This is a genomic window from Rathayibacter sp. AY1A3 (assembly GCF_002930975.1).
Taxonomy (GTDB): Bacteria; Actinomycetota; Actinomycetes; order Actinomycetales; family Microbacteriaceae; genus Rathayibacter.
Genome location: NZ_PSTO01000010.1, coordinates 85564 through 103816 on the forward strand (window position 1 = coordinate 85564; position 18253 = coordinate 103816).

The following is an 18253-nucleotide window of genomic DNA, read 5'->3' on the forward strand; positions in this document are numbered from 1 at the left end:
CCGCGCTGCAGCGGCCCGGGCTCCGGTTCACGAGGTGCGGGTCGAGCGACGGCGCAGCGCCGTCAGGGCGCCGCCGGCCAGGAGCAGAGCGCCGGATCCGGCCGCGAGGGGCCCGGCCGCCGCTCCCGTCGAGGCGAGCACCGTCGGCACGAGTCCGACCGGAGGCACCGCCACCTGGGCGCAGCTGGCTCCACCGTCGTCCGCGCACGGGTGCAGGACGGTCGTCGGATCGAAGCCCTCCGGGACCTCGGTCAGGCGTGCCCGGTTGGGGATGGTCCACGCGTCCACGCCGTCGGCGACCCGTCCGGTCACGGTGAAGGTCGTCGACGCTCCCGCTGCCAGAGACAGGTTCTCGACAGTCAGGTCGGACGACGCCGGGCCGCCGTCCCGGGAGATCGTGACGTCGCTCAGGTGCGCGAGCTCGGGGATGTCGGTGAGGGTCACCCCGTCCGCCGGCCGAGCCCCCTCGTTGGCGACCACGATCCGGAACCCGGCACGCCCGCCGTGGTCGACCTGATTCCCGATCGCCGTCTTCTCGATGGAGAGCCTGCCCTCGACGGGCGGCACCGGGATCTCGGCGCAGGACGACGTCGCATCGTCAGCGCAGGCGTTCTCGACCGTCGGCGGGTCGAAGCCCTCGGGCTGGTGGGTGATCGAGACGCGGTTGGGGAGGGTCGCGGCGTCGTACCCGTCGGCGACCCGGCCACTGACGTGCAGCGACACCTGACCGCCGGCGGGGATGTCGAGACCCGTGACGGGCTCCGTCACCGGCTGCGTTCCTCCGGCGCCGTTCTCGATGGTCGCCTCGAGCAGGTGGTCGAGCGTCGGGACGTCGGTCACGGTCACGTCCGTCGCGTCGACCGTTCCGGTGTTCGCCACGACGATGTCGAAGCCCGCCGTGCCGCCGTGCTCGGCGCTCGCCTGGGACGCGGTCTTCCGGATCAGGAGCGACCCCTCGCCGATGTCGTGCGGGACGGTGGCGCAGGGGTTCGCGTCGGTCCCCGTGCCGGACGAGGCGGGAGCGAAGGGCGCATCGGCGAGGCAGGCCGTGTTCGTCAGCGCACGGTCCCCCTCGCCGGTCACGATCACGTCGAAGGTCAGCTCGGCCGTCGCCCCGACCGGCAGGCTGCCGGCCGCCCAGGAGATGCGGCCCGTCTCCGCGTCGATCGTGGCCGTGCCCTGCGAGGCGCGGAGGGAGTCGGCGTCGAGCTCGGCGTCGTCGAGCACGCCCTTGTCGAGGTAGTCGATGACGGCGGCGTCGGAGTAGTCCCCGGTCCCGTCCGAGGTCAGCGTCACCCGGTAGGGCACGCGGGCGCCGCGGAGCAGCGGAGTGGCGGAGTCGACCGACGAGGTCTTCGCGATGGTCACGTGCGGCGCGAGCGGATCGAGGCGTGCGACCGCGACCGCACCGTCCGAGCCGTAGGCCCAGTCGTCGATCGCCCGCAGGTCGCCGTAGGAGCCGTGCACCGAGTCGTTGGCGTTGGGGACGCGGCCCCGCCCGGAGTCGTCGCCCTCCCAGCGGTGCACCCCGCCGGACGAGTCGGTGCCGCCGTCGCCGGACGTCACCGCGGAGGTGCCGGAGTACCGCTCCGAGTTCGATCCGGCGAGGAGCGAGTCGTCCCAGTGGACCATCGACGGGTCGTCGCCGCCGCCGGTCGACCTCACGACGGACACGCCGCCGGCGGACGTCTCGGCGTCGACCCGCGTGAAGTGGAACTCGTTCGTGCGGCCGATGGAGGCGCGGAAGGTGACGTCGGGGTCGGTCACGTCGACCGTCCCGCCCTTCGCGTCCCGTCCGTCCCAGTCGACCGAGAAGGGACCGGTCGTCCCCGCGATCCGGGTGAGGTGCACGTCGCGCTCGCCGTCGTAGGAGCCGTCCCCGTCCGTATCGACGTCCACGACGACGGTGCCCGGCTGCGTCCCCAGGACGCCCGTGAGCGTGCCCGCGTCGGAGCCCGCGGACGACCGCCGGAAGGCGAGGCCCTCGATCGTCGGCGCGCGGTAAGCCGGAGCGATCGACTCCGGCAGGTCGGACGACGGCGGGTCCAGGAAGAGCTTGTAGGTCTGCAGGCCGTCGATCCCGGAGCGTCCGGACGCCTGCACGTACTGAGCCCCGATCCCGCCCGCCTCGCTCGACTGCGGCATGGGGACCGAGAGGTAGGACGGATCGGACGACCCGACCTTCACATTGCCCTTGTTCGTGGCCTGGACCGTCGAGGCGACCCCGTCGTAGCCGCGCAGCCCGAGCTCGTAGCGGGCGCCCGTCTCCGTGACGGCGTGGAGCGTGAAGGACGAGCGCCGCTCCTCGGGCGAGGAGTAGGACTCCTTCGCCCCGGACTGGATCGCATAGGAGTCGGACCACACCCGGCCCGCGACCGCCGCGCCCCGCGCGTCCTGGACGCCGATGCTCCAGACGAGGTTCACCGGCGCCGTCACGTCGTCGTCGGACACCCGGATCTGGAAGACGCCGGTCTCGTCCGCCACGAACGAGCCGCCGGCGGACACCGAGGGCGCCGCTCCGGGCGCGAAGTCCTGCTCGTCGAGGACGGCTCCGCCCGGAGCCGTCACCCGGGCGGTACCGCCGCCGGTCTCGCCCTCGCCGGTCCCCGAGCCCGCCCGGAGCGGGTGGAGGTCCACCCGGAGCGTCTCGCCCTTCTGGACCCAGGCCGAGACGGTCGTCACGCCGGCGTTCGTCGCGCCTCCCTGCAGGAGGGTGTTCTCGATCGTCGTGTGAGGACCGTCGGCGGCGAGGGCGGGCGGCGGCGCGAGGCCTCCGCCCAGCAGCCCGCTCACGAGCACGCAGCCCGCCGTCGTGCCGACCAGCGCTCGCGCCGTCCGCGCTCGGGGTCGTCCGCGCTCGTCCCGCCCCGACTGTTCCGTTCGACTCATCCGATGTCCTCTCCTCTGCCGACCGAGCGCACTGCGTCGGCGGCGACCGTTCAGCCCCACGGAAGGAGAGTATTGCTCGGTTCGACGTCACCGCGGCCGGTACGGCTGCATCCGTGGAGAACGGCGCGAGATGGGCGCTGTGGAGGAGGAAACGGCGCGCGAGAAGAGCCGAGCGGCGTGCTCGCGACGGGTGATCGCAGAGCCTGCGAGGAGTGATCGCGAGCACGGGCGCGGACTGATCGCGGATGCGAGCGGAAGACGGTCGGCGCCGTCGACGGCGCGAAGAGGCGTCCTGCGAGACGGAGGACCGGCCGTTCCGTCGCCCCGCGCTCTCCGGGAGGCCGACGCCGACAGCCACCGGAACGAGCGACCGTTAAAACGAGAACGGCCCGCCGAAGCGGGCCGTTCTGCTCTGTCTCAACCAGAGTGCGCCCGGAGGGATTCGAACCCCCAACCTTCTGATCCGTAGTCAGATGCTCTATCCGTTGAGCTACGGGCGCAGTCCATCGCGTGGGCCAGAGGCGCACGCAACGAGGTACGACTATACATGCCGGGAGCCCCCTCCGCGAATCGGCGGCGGCGGCGCAGACGGCTCCGTCTCGCGACGCCGCCGCAGCCACGAGAACCCAGGCTCCGTCGCGGTGTCCCGGAGCGCCTCGCAGAGCCTCCGACGGGCGGACGCCGCTGCTCCCCCTCACGGCGTACCGTGGGCTCATGGAGGCCGCCGCGATCGAGCTCGTGGGCTTCGTCGTCTCTCCGCTGCACCGCTACGAGGGCCGCCCCGCCGATGGCCCGGTGCCGTCCGAGGGCAACGAGCAGCCCGAGCGGATCGAGATCCGCGCAGGCCTCGGCATCGTCGGCGACCGCTTCTTCGCCCAGCGCGCGCACCGCCCCGCGGCGATCACGCTCTTCGCGGTCGAGACCCTCGAGCACATCGCCGCCGAGCTCGGCGCAGGGCCCTTCGACCCCGCCGACACCCGCCGCAACATCATCGTCCGCGGCGCCGACGTCGATGCGCTCGCCGGCCGCACGTTCGCGATCGAGCAGGGCGGGGAGCGGATCGAGTTCCAGGGCGGACGACCAGCGAACCCCTGCGCCTGGATGGACGTCGTGCTCGCCCCGGGGCGTTCCGGGCTATGCGGAGGCGCGGCGGCGTCCGGACCGCCCCCCTGACCAACGGCGTCCTCCACACCGGGCCGGCCCGTCTGATCCTCCACAGGTCGGACGACATGCTGATCTGAGCCCGCCGGCGAGCGCCTAGGCTCGCAGCGACCGACTCCCCCGATCGAAGGAGGCCCCGTGCTCCGCCCGAGCGACCTCCTCCCCACCCTCGCCACGACCCTCCGGCGCGGAGTCCGCGACGTCTTCGCGACCACGCGCTCCCGGGGGCGGGATCCGCACCGCCGCACCCGCAGCACCGACGTCTCGGTCCAGCGCGTGCACCACCGCGACGTCTGGGCGCGGGTGAGCACAGTGGGGCGCGACGGCGAGCGCACGTTCGTCCTCGTGCCGGGGATCGGAGTCGCGGCCACGTACTTCGAGCGCCTCGCGCCCGCGCTCAACGAGTTCGGCCCGGTGCACGCTCTCGACCTGCCGGGCTTCGGCGGCGTGCCGCACCCGATCGACGCGCGGCGCATGGACATCGGGGACTACGCCGAGCTGGTCGGCGCCGTCATCGACGAGCTCGGCCTCGACGATCCCGTCGTCCTCGGCCACTCGATGGGGACGCAGGTGGTGGCCGAGCTCGCCGCGCGCCGTCCGGAGCTGACCACCATCGTCCTGCTCGGACCCGTGATGAACCGGCACGAGCGCCGCCTCCCGACCGCCGCGCTCCGCTTCGCCCAGTCGAGCGTCCGCGAGCCGCTCAAGGTCGCGATCCTCGCCGCGGGCGCATACCTCCTCTGCGGACCGCGCTGGTTCTCCCGTGTGCTGCCCGAGATGATGCACTACCGGATCGAGGAGACCGTCCCCCGGATCCGCGCGTCCGCCCTCGTCATCCGCGGCGAGTTCGACCGGCTCGTTCCGCGCGAGTGGGCGGAGGAGATCGCCCGGTCGATGCCGCACGCGCGGGCCTGGGAGATCCCCGACGCCTCCCACTCCGTGATGCACGCGCACGCGGAGGAGGTCGCCCGCCTCTGCGTCGAGCACGCGCGGGCGCCGCAGCCCGACCGGGACGAGGCCGCCCTCCGCCGCTACCCCGACTCGGAGGTCGACCACTCCGAGGAGGACGCGCCCACCGAGGACCCGATCGGCGCTCTCCGGGGACGCATCACCGAGCTGGCCGGGATCCTCGTGGACGACGACTCCCTCATCGCCGAGGGCAAGACCCTCCACGCCGAGGCGAGCGATCCGGAGGCACTGCACCAGGTCGCTCCGGACCCGGGCGACGGCGAGCTCGTCGAGGGCGGCGGATCGAGGGAGGACGGCGAGCAGGACGGCTGACCACCACAGGCCACCACGACCCGCACGTCGCGCGGCGTGAGACGCCGAGCGCAGCAAGAGCAGCCCTCCCGCCGACCCCACTCGGCGCCCGCCCGTCAGGACTCCGCGCCGACGATCTCCTCGCGGATGCGCCGCAGGTCCTCGGCGAGCGCCCCCAGCAGGATCCAGTGCTGCGGGTGCGGAGTCGCGATCGAGAGCGGCGCGGTGAGAGCGGGCAGCTCGTCCGTGATCGCCTCCGGCTCGGGAACGTCGACCGAGGACTGCACGAGGAGCCGCAGATCGTGGGCGGCCCGGTGCAGCTGGACGGCGATGTCGGCGATCGTCGGCTCCCCGATGAGCTCGTCGTCGTAGAGGTCGTGCACGGTCCGCGTCATGCCCCGGACCCGGGTCACGATGCGCCCCAGCCGCGGGACGACGGAGTCGAGGGCCAGCAGCCGGTCGCGGTGGGCGGAGCGGCGCGGGTTGAGGCGGAGGGACTCCTCGCCGGTCGCGATCGCCTCCTCGGCCTTGCTCTGCATGGTCTGCAGCAGCCGGGCGTTGATGAGCAGCTCGTCGAGCCGGCGTCGCGGAACAACCGTCTGGAGGGCGTCTCCGAGATCGTCGAGGGCCGCAGCGAGCTGGGCGGTGAGGTCTCCGATCGCCCGCTCGGCCGGCGCCAGCACGACCGGAGGGACGATGAGCACGTTGATGACGACTCCCACCGCCGCACCCAGCAGGGTCTCGAGGATGCGGTCGAGCGCGTAGTTCGGCGTGACCGCGCCCACCGAGAGCACGAGCATCGCGCTGATCGGGATCTGCACCGCGGAGGCGGGGGTCAGGCGCACGGCCCACCCGACGGCGATCGCGGCCACGATCGCGAGGAGAACGATGATGCTCTCGCCGCCGAGCACCGTGCCGATCACTGATCCGACGATCACGCCGATGACGACGCCGACCGAGCGCTCGAGGGCCTTGGAGAACGACTGGTTGATGCTCGGCGCGACGACGAGGAGCGCGGCGATCGCGCCGAAGACGGGCAGCGTCCCCGGGAAGACGACGCCGGCGAGGAGCCAGGTGACGACCGTGGCCGCCGCCGTCTTGACCAGCTGCAGCACCGGCGGCCGCGTCGGCACGGTGAAGCTCGAGGTCAGGCGCATGGGACCACGGTAGCGAGCGCCCGCCGCCTCGCAGTCACCACGCGGGTCACCGGTTCGCGGCGGCCTCGACGCTCGCGAGCACCGCGCGGAGCGAGCGCGACGCCTCCGCCCGCAGATCGGCGGGCACCCCCGAGAGCAGCGCCCGCTCGGCGTCGAGCACCTCGGGGAAGGCCCGGTCGACCAGCTCCTCCCCCTCGCGAGTCAGCGTGATGAGCGAGCCGCGCCCGTCCGCCGGGTTCGCGGCGCGCCGCACCAGGCCCCGACGCTCCAGCGAGTGCACGCGCTTGGTGATCGCGGGAGCGGAGGCGAGGGCGATCGTCCGGAGGGTCGTCGGCGACTGCGGAGCGCCGGCGCGACGCAGCGTGGAGAGCACGTCGAACTCGCCGCGGGTCAGCCCGTGGGCGGCGAGCAGCTCCTCCGTCGCCCGGACGATCAGCGCGGAGGCGCGGATCAGCCGCCCGACGACGTCGACGGCGGAGGTGTCGAGCTCGGGCCGCAGCACCGCCCAGCCCGCCCTGATCTCGTCGACCGCGTCGCCCGGCTGGCTTTCAGACTGATTCACACGTAAAGTATATCTGCTTCACCCGTGAAACACTTCTCCGGCCGCCGCCGCTCGGACCCCGATCAGAGGACCCGATGGCCGCCACCCCCGTTCTGCCCCACCCCCGCGAGCTCCTCGCCTTCGGCCCGCACGCCGGCGCCCATCGCGTCGCCCTGCGCGCCGGCGTCTCGATCGCCGTCCCGCTGCTCGTCCTCTGGGCGCTCGGCCGCACCGATCTCGCCCTCTACGCGACCTTCGGCGCCTTCACGGCCCTCTACGGTCGCCAGCACACGCACCGGCCGCGCCTGCTGATGCAGCTGTCGGCAGCCGCGTTCCTCGTCACCACCGTGACCCTCGGCACCGTCGTCTCCCTCTCTCCTCACCGCGACTGGCTGATCATCCCCGTCGTGGTCGCCGTGACCGTCGCGGCGGCCTACCTCAGCGACGCCCTGCACTGGCACCCGCCCGGCCCGCTGTTCCCGGTGTTCGCCGTCACGGCGTGCGCGTCCGTCCCGTCCGAGCCCTCGCGGATCCCGCTCGCCGTCGCTCTCGCCGCGGGCTCCGCCGCCTTCTCGCTCGTCGTCGGCCTGAGCGGTCTCGCGCTCCCCCGCGCACGCCGCCTCGCCCCGACGCCGTGGCGCACCTCGTTCCGCGCGGCGGCGGCCCGTCCGGCGACGCGCGCCGCCCTGCTCCGCTTCGGGGCCGTCGTCCTGGTGGCAGGCACCATCCCGACCGCGACGGGCCTGGGCCACCCCTACTGGGCGATGGTCTCCGCCGTCGCAGCCGTCTCGGGAGCGGACGCGGGCGCCCGGCTCGTGCGCGCGGGCCACCGGATGCTCGGCACGATCGTCGGAGTGCTGATCGCGGCCGCGCTCCTGGCCCTGCCGCTCTCCCCGCTCGCCGTGATCGTGGTGGTGGTGCTCCTCCAGATGACCGCCGAGCTCGTCGTCGGCCGCAACTACGGCCTGACCCTCGCCTTCGTCACTCCGCTCGCGATCCTCATGGTCGAGCTCGCGCACCCCGTCGACGAGCTCGTGCTGCTGCGCGACCGGGCGCTCGAGACCGCGCTGGGCGTGCTCGTCGGAGTCGTGGCGACGCTCCTGACCCACGCCGCCTCGCAGCGCTCGCGCTCGCGCTCCTAGGCTCAGGAGGATGGACCGCACGATCCCCGCTGTGCTCGCCGAGATCACGGCGGCCGTCGCCGAGGTGCGCGACGTCGCGCGGTCGCAGCAGGACGGCGCGCGGGCCCGCGTCGCGGACCGGCTCGACGAGATGTTCGCCGGAGCGACGACCCGCCGAGAGGTCCGGGCGGCGGCCGCCGACGCGCTCGGGCTCTGGGGCGGGGCGGGCTCCTTCTCGGACGTCGGCTCGGCCGAGGCCGACCACGCGGTCAGGCGCCTCTACCGGGCCCTGCGCGCCGGCCGCTCCTGGCTGCTCCACGCCGGCTGACCCGCACGTCGCGACCGCCGCACGACGCCGGGAACGACGAAGGCCCCCTGCTTCCGTGGAAGCGGGGGCCTTCTCGTTGGCGGTACCGGTGGGATTTGAACTCGAATGCGCTCCGTGCCAGCACGGGGAGACGGCCGTAATCCCGCACGATGACAGCGATCTACGATTTCTAGGGCCTTGATCGATGCTCTTGGCTTTGCTCAGTCGTTGCCACTCTGTTGCCACTGATCAGCGTTGCCGTTCGCGCCGGATCGCGCGTTCGATGTCGCCTGCGAGCCTCGCTGCCTTCTTGGTGCGCTGGTAACGGAGCGAGGTGGCGGCCTGCTGTGCGAGCTGGGCCAAGTGGAGGAAGTCTGCTTCGAGCTGCGCACGGGCCTGGTGCTCGTAGTTCTCACTCTCGCCCGTCCAGAGCTTCAGGATCTCGCGGTCCTTCTTCAGGTCAGCAACGCGGTCCCGATAGATCTGGACTGTCTCCTCCAGTGGCTGCCAGTACGCCTCAGCGTCCTCCGCCCACTTGAGGTACTTCGCTTCGTCGCCCCGGTTGTCGCGCTGCACGAGATCGAGTACTGCTGTCGGGTGTCGGTGCGCGAGCCGGCGGGCGATGTCGCGGGTCAGGAACCATCGGATGTGCGTGCGCCCACCTTCGACGAAGCTGCCCTCGCTGGCCCTGATCTCGTCGGCGCCGATGCCGGCTATGGCTGCGAGCCTGTCGACGTCGGTGATCACGCCGATTCCCATCGCACCGTTGTAGTAGAGGTCCATCAGGTCGGGGCAGATGGTGAAGAAGACGGTCCACGCCGCTTCGCGCTCTTCGTAGATTGGGCGACCGTCTGCCTGCACGTCATCCCACCGGCGCTCCTCTTCGAGGAACCTCTCCCGATCACTCCACCGGACCTTGAGGCGTCCCGCGGGCACCCATTCGACGCGCCCCTCGTGGGCGTCATCTTGGAACGCGATCTTGACTCGCGGTTTTTGAGGATCGACGCCAGTGGCGAGGACTTCGACCTCGGCGAGAGGCCTACCTGCGGCCTCGCGGTACGCCCAACGTTGTCCTGCGCGCTGCTGCGGAAGCATGACGCAATCGAACCACCTCAATGACCGTCAGCGCATCTCCGCCGACGGCGCCGCCCTACGATCGCTCAGCCCAGGTGCAACCGAACCCGACGACGGACGTCGGAGGGGACCAAGCCGACTTACCCCGGGTATGTCTATAGCTTGCTCCGCACGGACGATCCGGACTTAGGGGACCTAAGTCGACAGCTTGCTGCGGACCGGCCGAGCAGACTTACCGCCGGAAAGTGGACAGCTTGCTACGCGCTGAGGGGCTCGCCGACAGGGAGCGATGGTCGAACTACCATCGTCGGGTGAGCAAGCGAACCGGGCACATGGAGGCGCTGACCCTCGCGGCCGGCGACCTCGTCGTCTCAATCGCCGTCGTGTTCCTGGTGCGGTCGATCGTCACGCTGCACCCCGTCGACGGGTACGGCGCCGGCATCCTGTTCGTGATCGGTCTGGGGCTGCTCAGCGACAGAGCGACCAGCCACATCGACCTCGGCGAAGGTCGATCTGGAGGCCAGTAGGGTCAGCGCGCACGAGACCACGCGAGGAACGCTTCAGCCGCCTCACGGAGCGTGTCCCCGCCGCCGACGACCCACTCGCTGCGCGTGACGCAGACGTAAGTCGGACGGCCCTGGTACTGCACGAGTCTGATCCAGCCGAGATCCTCGCGCTTGTCACCCATGCGCCACTCGCGGGGTCGGACGGAGCGGGAGACCATCGAGAGCGGCGTCCAGTGGTGCGACATGCGGAAATCCTGCTGCCAACAACTGACAGAGCGCGGAGTGGGTGGGTAGCCTCCGAAGATGGACGCTCAGATTGATGTGCAGGTGCTGGAAGAAGTAGTCGACGGGATGACCGTGTACCGAGTGGTTGATCGCACCAAACCGAGCTTCATGTGGGACGACATCTTCGACGAGGGCCCGCACGAGGATCGTGCCGTTGCGGACGCAGAGCGGAGCCGGTGGGAGAAGTTCCTCCGCCGCGGGTTCCGGCGCCTGTAGTCGTTGCTCCACAACGAAACGCCCCCCTGACCGCTCCGGCAGGAGTAGCGAGGAGGCGTTGGTGTCCACTCTCCGGGTCCCAGTACTGCAGGACCGACACGTCGCTCATTGCGCAATTGTCAGGTCGGCGGGAACAACGAGACGATTCCTCCGGCTAGACACGGGCCGGGCGGCGCGAGTTGGAGCGGGTTGCCCTGCGCGGTTCGTGCCGGGCTAGGCTCCTGGCCATCACCGCGCGACGGTGACGCCATCGACGACAAGGAAGTTGAGATGACAGCCGCATCGAAAGCTGTAGTTGACCAGATCGAGCAGCAGCTCACCGACGTGGACTCGAACACCGTTCACATCACCTGGAACGGAATCCCCTACTGGGTGCGTCAATCCGCGAGCCAGATCGCACTCATTGCGGGAGCGTCACCGATCCTGTACCTCGATCATTCGGTCGACCCCTACGACAATCCGATCGGGCAGGTCGTCGCCATCACCGACGCCGTAGTGGTCGTGGTCGATGTCAACGCTTCCCGGCAGAACCCATCGGCCGTGAGCTCCGTGTTCAACAGGACCGCCATCACATCCCTGGTCGTCGACAGCGTCACCAACAACGAGAAGGAGGGTGACGACTGGCCGCGGTCGATCAGTGTGCGGGTCTCGGTCGGAGGGAAGGAACTCACCCTGCCGTATCGCCCCTACTCGCCTCACCTAATTCGTTCGCTATCCGAACTGATTCCTGATCTTGCAAAAGATATCCGAGCAGAAGTCCCCGCGATCGAGACGGCGGCAAAGACGTAGCCGCCGGCCCCTCGGGACCGGACACGTCCGGTCCGTCAGTCGTCCTGCTTCGGAACGTCGCTCAGCGAGACAACACGGAGAGGGTGCTCGCCCCAGCCGCGGTGACGAAACCGGAGTTCGAAGGAATGCGTGATGGCGCGCAGAATTCCGTAGGGGTCGACGTTGTGCACCAGGAAATCGGTGACCGGGATCTCCTCGTTGTAGTCGAAGTCGACCTTGGTGGCCGGGAGGTCACTTCGCCGGACGGCAACGACATGCAGGTCGTGACGTCCGTGCTCGACCTCGCCGCCGCCGAGTTCGATCCCGAGAATCATCCACTCCTCGTGATCAAGACCGATGACGTCCTCCAGGCGTGCGCGTTCCCCCGTCCGGCGCTGATCAAGTTGCGCTGTGCCGCTCCAATCCGGAAAACCAACGCGCGCGTCGCCCCACAGTTCACCCTTGTTCGTCATGACGCTTCCTCCCCGCCAGGCTCTCGCCCTGAGCATGCCTGCGAGATTGACGTTACCGCTCGTGTCGCACAGCCCCCATGCCACGTCGCCGTGCCAGCCGCTCAGACACGGTCCGCTCTCCTCCACTCGCCAGGGATGATCGAGCGGGAGACCATGCTCATCGGGGTCCAGTGGTGGTGCGACACGCGTGCAGAGCAGGGCTTGCCACCGACGTGATCGCGAGTGGAGCGCGCGCCTTAAGACCTAACAGTTGGTCTGTTAGGTCATATGATTGGCGAATGACCGAAGCGCCTCGGAACCCCTACCGCCCAGGAGTAGGACTTCGCCCAACTTTTCTCGCTGGGCGACAGCCCGACATTGACGGCTTCATCAAGACACTCGCGTCATCACCGGAAATACCCGGAAACTGCCGAATCACGGGACTGCGCGGCGTTGGGAAAACTGTTCTGCTACAACGTTTTCAGGAGGAGGCCGAGGCGGGGGGCTGGGCGACGATCAACGTGGAGCTAGAGCCGCGGCACTGCAGCGACGACAACTTCCGTCAGTTACTCGAAGGCAAGGCTGCCGCCCTCGAGCAAGATCTGTCTGTCGCCGGACGAGTGCGTAATGCGGCTGGTGCGATTGCCGGGGTGGCCCGGCGCGCAGCAACGGTTGAGTACGAAGGTTTCAAATGGTCACTTGCAGGGGACTTAGATTCTACGACCAAGAGCATTGCAACTATCCTCTTGGAAGCAGCTACTAATGCCACCAAGCAAGACCGACTTGGGCTGGTCGTCTTATTCGACGAAGCACAGGTACTCGTGGACGATCGGTCACCAGCGGGGGACCACCCGCTTTCGAGCCTGATCGCATCAGTCTCCACGCTGCAGAAGCAGGGCGTGCCATTGAATTTGGTTCTTTGCGGACTGCCAACTTTGGCGGTGAATCTGTTATCAGCACGCACCTACACCGAGCGAATGTTCCGTGGATTCAAGATCTCCTCACTCAAGACCGAGGATGCTAAGGCTGCATTCCTGCAACCTCTGGAAAATACGTCTGTTTCCGCAACACCAGACGTGACGAACCAGGTCGTGTTCGATGTCGATGGGTATCCATACTTTATCCAACTCTGGGGAGCCGAGCTCTGGGACGCCACCGTCGCAGCGGGTGTGAGTGTCATCAGCCTAGAAACACTTCGATTGATCGAAGATCGGATCACCCAGCGTCTCGATCTTGATTTTTACGAACCGCGCATTGAATCGCTAACGCCCGCAGAGCAAGATCTTCTTATGGACTCGGCTAAGTGCACTTATCCGCCCCTCGTGGTGAAGGAGCTAAATAAGGAATCCAAGAAATCTAATGAAAACATCAATGTCCTCCTTGGTCGTCTAGTGAAGTCGAACATCTTGTACCGACCAAGAAAAGGTGAGTACCGATATACGGCCCCAAAGTTTCGCGATTTTCTTCTGCGACGCTTTGAAGCCGTTGACGAAGACTACTAGCGGGTTGCGGAGAAACTAGCAAGGTGCAGCGACCCTGCCATTACCGTTCTGGTGGGGAGCGAGACGCCCCCGAAGTTCGAACCCGACGCGAACATTTCGGGCCAGACTTCGGAGGCCGGGTGGCGCTAGTCGCTGTAGAGCGCGGCGGCTGCGACCTGCTTGCGTGCGATCTCCTTTGCCATGCGGCTCGGGTCGTAGCTGTAGTAGACGCCGTTCTGGTTGCAGGTCGAGCCCACTTGGGGAAAGCGCGCGCTTGCGGGCATTCGGCACAGTGAGGTGCAGACGTGGGTAACGAAGCTCTCAGTTAACCGCTCGGCGACAACGGTGCTCAGGGCCTACGGCGTGCTCGCGGCCGTCCTCGACGTCGCCGTGAAGGACAGGCGGATTCCGTCGAACCCCGCCCGAGGTGTGGCGCTGCCGAGGAAGACCGGCAAGGCGCGCATCTACCTCACTCACCGGCAGGTACAGCTCCTCGCACTCGGCGCACGAAATCACCAGACGCTCGTGCAGCTCCTCGCGTACACGGGTCTCCGGTGGGGTGAAGCGACCGGGCTGCGGGTCGGGTCGGTCGACCTGCAACGCCGTCGACTCAACGTTACGGAGAACGCCGTGAACGTCGGCGGCAAGATCATTGTCGGCACGCCGAAGACGCACGAGGCACGATCGGTGCCGTTCCCGCCGTTCCTCGACGAGGCGCTGCGCGAGCTCACCGAGCATCGCGCTCCCAGCGCCATCCTTTTCGGCGACGGCAGCGAGTACGTCCGGACCCCGGATGGTCGCCGCGGCTGGTGGGTCGCAGCGATTCGGAAAGCGCGCGCCGTCGACGAGCACTTCCCCACCATCACGATTCACGATTGTCGACACACCGCCGCATCGCTCGCAATCTCAGCGGGTGCGAACGTGAAGGCGGTGCAGCGGATGCTCGGTCACGCATCGGCAGCGATGACGCTCGACACTTATGCGGACCTGTTTGACGACGATCTGAATGCCGTGGCGACTGCTTTGGACGAAGCACGCGCCCGAGCGCTTACTTCGATGAAGACTTCGCCCTCGCCGCCGCCCACTTTTTCCCCGGGAACAAGTGAGTTGCGATGATCGTCACGACTCCGATGATTTCAACCACAGTGGCCCCGATCCAGGCCAACATCACGCTCTCGGGGATATTCGCGGTTGACGACGTCGACTCAGACCAGAGGTAGTATCCAAAGAGCAGGAAGTTACCGCCGATCATGCAACTTGTCAGCGTTGCCGACCAGCGGAAGAACTTGACCCGCATGCGGTTCTCGTTCTTTGCGCGCCGGATCTTCTGCCGCTGCCGCTGCTCAATGTAATTGAATGGCGCTGCGGTGCTTGCCGATGACACATCCCGCGCGCTCTTGATCTGGTCGAGCGTCGCTTCGTCAAAGTCATCCTCGTCCCCCTCGGGACCAGGAAAGCCAGACCACCCGTGACGATGGTCATCGTCTCCAACGGCGTCCGCCTGCTTAGACGGCACTATTCGAGGAGTCGCAGCTTGTCGAGACGAAGGCGCATCGCAGACACCGAAACCTGAAACTCGGCGGCAAGCAGGATGGCGTTTCGCTCACGCTTATACGCAGAACGTATGGCTTCCTCTGGCATCAACAGGTTGGCCGCAAACTCATTCGCGAAAAACTCGTGGACGTCGGTTCGGCCACCCCGCTTCTCCACAAACCCAAAGTCTTCATCGGGCTTGTCCTGAATCTCCGTGCGCTCAATGTAGTGGCCAATCTCGTGCGCGAGAGTAAAGCGCTTCCTGAGTTTCGAATGGCTTGTTTCGAGGTACACCTCTGCGTCCTCGTGAACCAGCTTTCGGATGAAACCAGACGTCCCCTCGGGAAGCGACCGCTCGAAGACGCGGATGCCAAGATTCTTCGCAACCGCGTAAGGGTCGACAGGCACGCCTCCGCGCCAGAAAGCTGCAACGGTGGAAACGGCGGCTTCCCGCGCGGCATCTTTCACCAGTACGACCATCGAAACACCTCCCCAACTGGGCCAATTCTATCTGCCGCCGTGCGGCGCAGCGAGCCTGACGCGCCAGGACCAGTTGTTGCCATCTCGTTGCCTACAGGCATCGTCACAAACGACTGAGGCCCCCCACTTCCCCGGAATAACGGAGAAGTAGGGGGCCTCACAGTGGCGGTACCGGTGGGATTTGAACCCACGGTGGACGCAAGCCCACACATGTTTTCGAGACATGCTCCTTCGGCCGCTCGGACACGGTACCGGGGTCGAGTGTACGCGACGGCCGGAAGTCGCGCCAATCGAGCGGACGGGCGGCCGTCAGGCGGGGAGGAGGAAGCCGAGCACGCGGTCCCACTCCGGGATCGCGAGCAGGTGGCCGCGGCCGGGCACGACCTCGAGGCGGGAGTCCGGCAGCCGTGCGGCGTACCACTCGGCGTGGCGGCGGCCGGCGACCGCGTCCTCGGCACCGTAGAGGAGGAGCGCGGGCGGCTCGGCGGACTCGACGGCGAAGCCCCACTCCTGCACGCCGTAGCCGATGAGGTCGGCGGCCATGCCGAGGGCGCCCTGGGCGACGGCGCGCTCGAGCATGCGCGAGAGGCGCTCGCGGACGCCGGGGGTCTCGACCACCGCGGTGTCGGCGTCGCCGGAGCCGAGCATCCCGAGCAGGGCGTCCGGAGCGGGGGTCGGGCCGAAGGCGCCCTCGAGGGTGCGGGTGAGCGAGCGGACGGCCTCGTCGAGCGGGAGGGTGGCGAGGCGGGCGAGCTCGGCGCGGTTCTCGTCGCCGACCCACGGCACGGCGTCGTCGGGAGCGGGCGTGCCGATCACGGCGACTCGCTCCACGAGGCCGGGGTAGTTCGCGGCGAGCGCGAGGGCCACGCGGCCTCCCGCCGACCAGCCGGCGGCGCTGACGGAGGCGATGCCGACGGTCGCGAGGTACTCGGCGATGTCGGCGGCGGCCTGCTCGGGGCTGGCGCCGACGCCCGCTCCGGCGGGGTCGAGGTCGGTCAGGAGGGAGGAGGCGCCGTAGCCCGGGCGGTCGAACGAGAGCAGGCGCACCCCGTGGCGCGCGGTCACCTCCGGTTCGGGGTCGAAGTCCGAGGAGCCGGGAGCGGGATGCGCCAGGACGACGACCCGCTCGGCGCCCTCGGGGCCGGACCAGCTGACTCCGAGCGGGCGGCCGGACTTGAGGACGTGCACTGTCGAGGGCATGTCCCCCAGTCTCCCGCAGACGTCCGACGCCGACGGAGCGGCGCTCGGGAGTCGTCTTCCGAGGCGCGATCCTCCGCCTCCGCTCCTCCGCGACGACGCTCCTCCACAGACGGCTTCCACGAGACCTCTCCCCCGGCCTGGCGCGCCCCGCTCGCGGCGTCGGTGGTCGACGGTACTGTCGAAGACACGTTCGAACGAGCGGCGGTGTCGGGGGTCCCCCGTAGCGTCGCGCTCGTCCCCCTCCTCGCCCCGAAAGGACCTCATGGCCTCCTCGAAGACGCGCACCGCCCCGTACCGCTGCTCGGAGTGCGGATGGACGACCGCGAAGTGGGTCGGCCGCTGCGGCGAGTGCCAGCAGTGGGGCTCCGTGATCGAGAGCACCGAGCGAACCGGCCTCGTCCGCGCGGTCGCCGCTGTGGCTCCGGCCGCCGGCCGCATCGCGCGGCCCATCACCGAGATCGAGACCACGTCGGCGGCGCACCGCCCCACCGGCGTGGGCGAGCTCGACCGCGTGCTCGGCGGCGGGATCGTCTCCGGTGCGGTCGTGCTGCTCTCGGGAGAGCCCGGCGTGGGCAAGTCGACCCTCCTGCTCGAGGTCGCGAGCCGCGCCGCGGCCGAGGGCCAGCGGGTCCTCTACGTCAGCGCGGAGGAGTCGGCCGCGCAGGTGCGCATGCGGGCCGAGCGCACCGGCGCGATGCACGACAGCCTCTTCCTCGCGGCCGAGACCGACCTCGCCACCGTGCTCGGCCAGATCGACGAGGTCCGACCGGACCTGCTCATCGTCGACTCGGTGCAGACGGTCGCGAGCGACACCGTCGACGGCCTGCCCGGCGGTCCCAGCCAGGTCCGTGAGGTCGCCGCGACCCTCATCCGCGTCTGCAAGGAGCGGGCGCTCCCCCTCGTGCTCGTCGGACACGTCACGAAGGACGGCTCCATCGCGGGGCCGCGCCTGCTCGAGCACCTGGTCGACGTGGTCTGCCACTTCGAGGGCGACCGGCAGACGGCGCTGCGCTTCGTCCGCTCGCTCAAGAACCGCTTCGGCCCGACGGACGAGGTCGGCTGCTTCGAGATGACCGCCGAGGGCATCGCCGAGATCCCCGACCCGAGCGGTCTGTTCCTCAGCCGCACCCGCTTCCCCACCCCGGGCATCTGCGTCACGGTCGCGATGGAGGGACGCCGCGCGCTCCCCGTCGAGATCCAGGCGCTCGTGATCGCGAACGACGGCGAGCACCCCCGCCGCGTCACGAACGGAGTCGACGCGTCCCGGGTCGCGATGATCCTCGCGGTCCTCGAGCGGCAGGCGGGCATCCCCCTGCGGCGCTGCGACGTCTACGTGTCGACCGTCGGCGGCGTGAAGCTCATGGAGCCGGCGGCGGACCTGGCGATCGCGGTCGCCATCGCCTCCGCCCACGCCTACACGCCGCTGCGGCCCGGGATCGCCGCGTTCGGCGAGATCAGCCTCTCGGGAGACATCCGGCCCGCCTCCGGAGCGAAGCAGCGCGCCTCCGAAGCGACACGACTCGGGCACTCCTCGCACCTCGACTCCAGCGCCTTCACCCTCTCGAGCGCGATCACCCACGCGCTCGTCCCCGTTCCCGAGCGCATCCGTCCGGAGCGGGTGCCCACGCACTGACGGCTGCGTCCCCGGCACGCTGCACACGCACCCGTCCACCGCTCGGAGCCGCCGGCGCCCCCGTCCACCGCATGGTCGAGGATCGCCACCGGAGGCGAACACGGGCTCGATGGGCACTGCCCGACAGCTCCGCCCGACCACGCGCGCGTCCGCTCCGCCGCGGCCGCCCGTCGCAGCCTGCCCCTAGAC

At 69.3% G+C, this 18253-nt stretch carries 19 protein-coding genes and 2 tRNA genes; 10 read left to right on the forward strand and 11 right to left on the reverse strand.

Going from position 1 to position 18253, the window contains the following annotated elements; all coding sequences use genetic code 11:
• Positions 1 to 27 precede the first annotated feature (27 nt).
• Complete coding sequence (locus C5C10_RS06965; RefSeq protein ID WP_146082114.1) at positions 28 to 2889, reverse strand: DUF11 domain-containing protein; 2862 nt, start codon at positions 2887 to 2889, stop codon at positions 28 to 30.
• 427 nt (positions 2890 to 3316) lie between these two features.
• Positions 3317 to 3389: transfer RNA gene (locus tag C5C10_RS06970), tRNA-Arg, on the reverse strand.
• 214 nt (positions 3390 to 3603) lie between these two features.
• Between C5C10_RS06970 and C5C10_RS06975 the strand changes: the two genes are divergently transcribed.
• Both C5C10_RS06975 and C5C10_RS06980 read left to right on the forward strand, forming a co-directional pair.
• Complete coding sequence (locus tag C5C10_RS06975; RefSeq protein ID WP_258060466.1) at positions 3604 to 4062, forward strand: MOSC domain-containing protein; 459 nt, start codon at positions 3604 to 3606, stop codon at positions 4060 to 4062.
• A 126-nt stretch (positions 4063 to 4188) separates the two neighbouring features.
• Complete coding sequence (locus tag C5C10_RS06980; protein WP_104239287.1) at positions 4189 to 5331, forward strand: alpha/beta fold hydrolase; 1143 nt, start codon at positions 4189 to 4191, stop codon at positions 5329 to 5331.
• Between the two features lie 95 nt (positions 5332 to 5426).
• Here the strand turns inward: C5C10_RS06980 and C5C10_RS06985 are convergent, their stop codons facing one another.
• Both C5C10_RS06985 and C5C10_RS06990 read right to left on the reverse strand, forming a co-directional pair.
• The gene (locus C5C10_RS06985; RefSeq protein WP_104328893.1) at positions 5427 to 6467 is read right to left on the reverse strand and encodes an aromatic acid exporter family protein; all 1041 of its coding nucleotides are present in this window, start codon (positions 6465 to 6467) and stop codon (positions 5427 to 5429) included.
• Between the two features lie 46 nt (positions 6468 to 6513).
• The gene (locus C5C10_RS06990; RefSeq protein WP_104328894.1) at positions 6514 to 7029 is read right to left on the reverse strand and encodes a MarR family winged helix-turn-helix transcriptional regulator; all 516 of its coding nucleotides are present in this window, start codon (positions 7027 to 7029) and stop codon (positions 6514 to 6516) included.
• Between the two features lie 74 nt (positions 7030 to 7103).
• Here C5C10_RS06990 and C5C10_RS06995 point away from each other — a divergent pair, with 74 nt between their 5' ends.
• Together C5C10_RS06995 and C5C10_RS07000 are read left to right on the forward strand one after the other, a co-directional pair.
• Positions 7104 to 8150, forward strand: a complete 1047-nt coding sequence (locus tag C5C10_RS06995) for an FUSC family protein (protein ID WP_104233499.1) — start codon at positions 7104 to 7106, stop codon at positions 8148 to 8150.
• Positions 8151 to 8160: 10 nt separating this feature from the next.
• Positions 8161 to 8457 (forward strand): hypothetical protein, encoded by a 297-nt coding sequence (locus tag C5C10_RS07000; protein WP_104266666.1) that lies wholly within the window; start codon positions 8161 to 8163, stop codon positions 8455 to 8457.
• Between the two features lie 228 nt (positions 8458 to 8685).
• Here C5C10_RS07000 and C5C10_RS07005 read toward each other — a convergent pair whose 3' ends face one another.
• Positions 8686 to 9531, reverse strand: coding sequence for a hypothetical protein (locus C5C10_RS07005; protein ID WP_146082115.1), 846 nt, complete (start codon positions 9529 to 9531; stop codon positions 8686 to 8688).
• 290 nt (positions 9532 to 9821) lie between these two features.
• Between C5C10_RS07005 and C5C10_RS07010 the strand changes: the two genes are divergently transcribed.
• Positions 9822 to 10037, forward strand: a complete 216-nt coding sequence (locus tag C5C10_RS07010) for a hypothetical protein (RefSeq protein ID WP_146082116.1) — start codon at positions 9822 to 9824, stop codon at positions 10035 to 10037.
• Between the two features lie 2 nt (positions 10038 to 10039).
• Here C5C10_RS07010 and C5C10_RS07015 read toward each other — a convergent pair whose 3' ends face one another.
• Entirely contained in the window at positions 10040 to 10261 is a 222-nt protein-coding gene (locus C5C10_RS07015) for a hypothetical protein (RefSeq protein WP_104328897.1), read from the reverse strand.
• Positions 10262 to 10319: 58 nt separating this feature from the next.
• On the opposite strand from C5C10_RS07015, the gene C5C10_RS07020 reads away from it, so the two are divergent.
• Positions 10320 to 10517 carry a hypothetical protein gene (locus C5C10_RS07020; protein ID WP_104328898.1) on the forward strand — a complete coding sequence of 66 codons (198 nt, stop codon included), beginning with the start codon at positions 10320 to 10322 and terminating at the stop codon, positions 10515 to 10517.
• A gap of 270 nt (positions 10518 to 10787) precedes the next feature.
• Positions 10788 to 11306, forward strand: a complete 519-nt coding sequence (locus C5C10_RS07025; protein WP_104328899.1) for a hypothetical protein — start codon at positions 10788 to 10790, stop codon at positions 11304 to 11306.
• Positions 11307 to 11341: 35 nt separating this feature from the next.
• Here the strand turns inward: C5C10_RS07025 and C5C10_RS07030 are convergent, their stop codons facing one another.
• Positions 11342 to 11758: a hypothetical protein gene (locus C5C10_RS07030; protein ID WP_104328900.1), complete on the reverse strand. Its 417-nt coding sequence runs from the start codon at positions 11756 to 11758 to the stop codon at positions 11342 to 11344.
• Between the two features lie 278 nt (positions 11759 to 12036).
• Here C5C10_RS07030 and C5C10_RS17550 point away from each other — a divergent pair, with 278 nt between their 5' ends.
• Together C5C10_RS17550 and C5C10_RS07035 are read left to right on the forward strand one after the other, a co-directional pair.
• Entirely contained in the window at positions 12037 to 13239 is a 1203-nt protein-coding gene (locus C5C10_RS17550) for an AAA family ATPase (protein ID WP_181073410.1), read from the forward strand.
• Between the two features lie 324 nt (positions 13240 to 13563).
• Positions 13564 to 14334 carry a site-specific integrase gene (locus tag C5C10_RS07035; RefSeq protein ID WP_258060468.1) on the forward strand — a complete coding sequence of 257 codons (771 nt, stop codon included), beginning with the start codon at positions 13564 to 13566 and terminating at the stop codon, positions 14332 to 14334.
• On the opposite strand, the gene C5C10_RS17555 is transcribed toward C5C10_RS07035, so the two are convergent.
• From C5C10_RS17555 to C5C10_RS07050, 4 genes are all read right to left on the reverse strand, one after another.
• On the reverse strand, positions 14267 to 14734 hold the full coding sequence (locus C5C10_RS17555) for a hypothetical protein (RefSeq protein WP_146082118.1): 468 nt from the start codon (positions 14732 to 14734) through the stop codon (positions 14267 to 14269). The two genes, C5C10_RS07035 and C5C10_RS17555, sit on opposite strands and share 68 nt — an antisense overlap.
• Positions 14734 to 15231, reverse strand: a complete 498-nt coding sequence (locus C5C10_RS07040; protein WP_104328902.1) for an ImmA/IrrE family metallo-endopeptidase — start codon at positions 15229 to 15231, stop codon at positions 14734 to 14736. The genes C5C10_RS17555 and C5C10_RS07040 overlap by 1 nt, the downstream gene beginning before the upstream one ends.
• Before the next feature lie 163 nt (positions 15232 to 15394).
• A tRNA-Ser gene (locus C5C10_RS07045) sits at positions 15395 to 15484 on the reverse strand.
• Positions 15485 to 15540: 56 nt separating this feature from the next.
• Positions 15541 to 16431, reverse strand: coding sequence for an alpha/beta fold hydrolase (locus tag C5C10_RS07050; protein WP_181073411.1), 891 nt, complete (start codon positions 16429 to 16431; stop codon positions 15541 to 15543).
• 262 nt (positions 16432 to 16693) lie between these two features.
• Here C5C10_RS07050 and radA point away from each other — a divergent pair, with 262 nt between their 5' ends.
• Complete coding sequence (gene radA / locus C5C10_RS07055) at positions 16694 to 18064, forward strand: DNA repair protein RadA (protein WP_104224086.1); 1371 nt, start codon at positions 16694 to 16696, stop codon at positions 18062 to 18064.
• Positions 18065 to 18253: the final 189 nt, after the last annotated feature.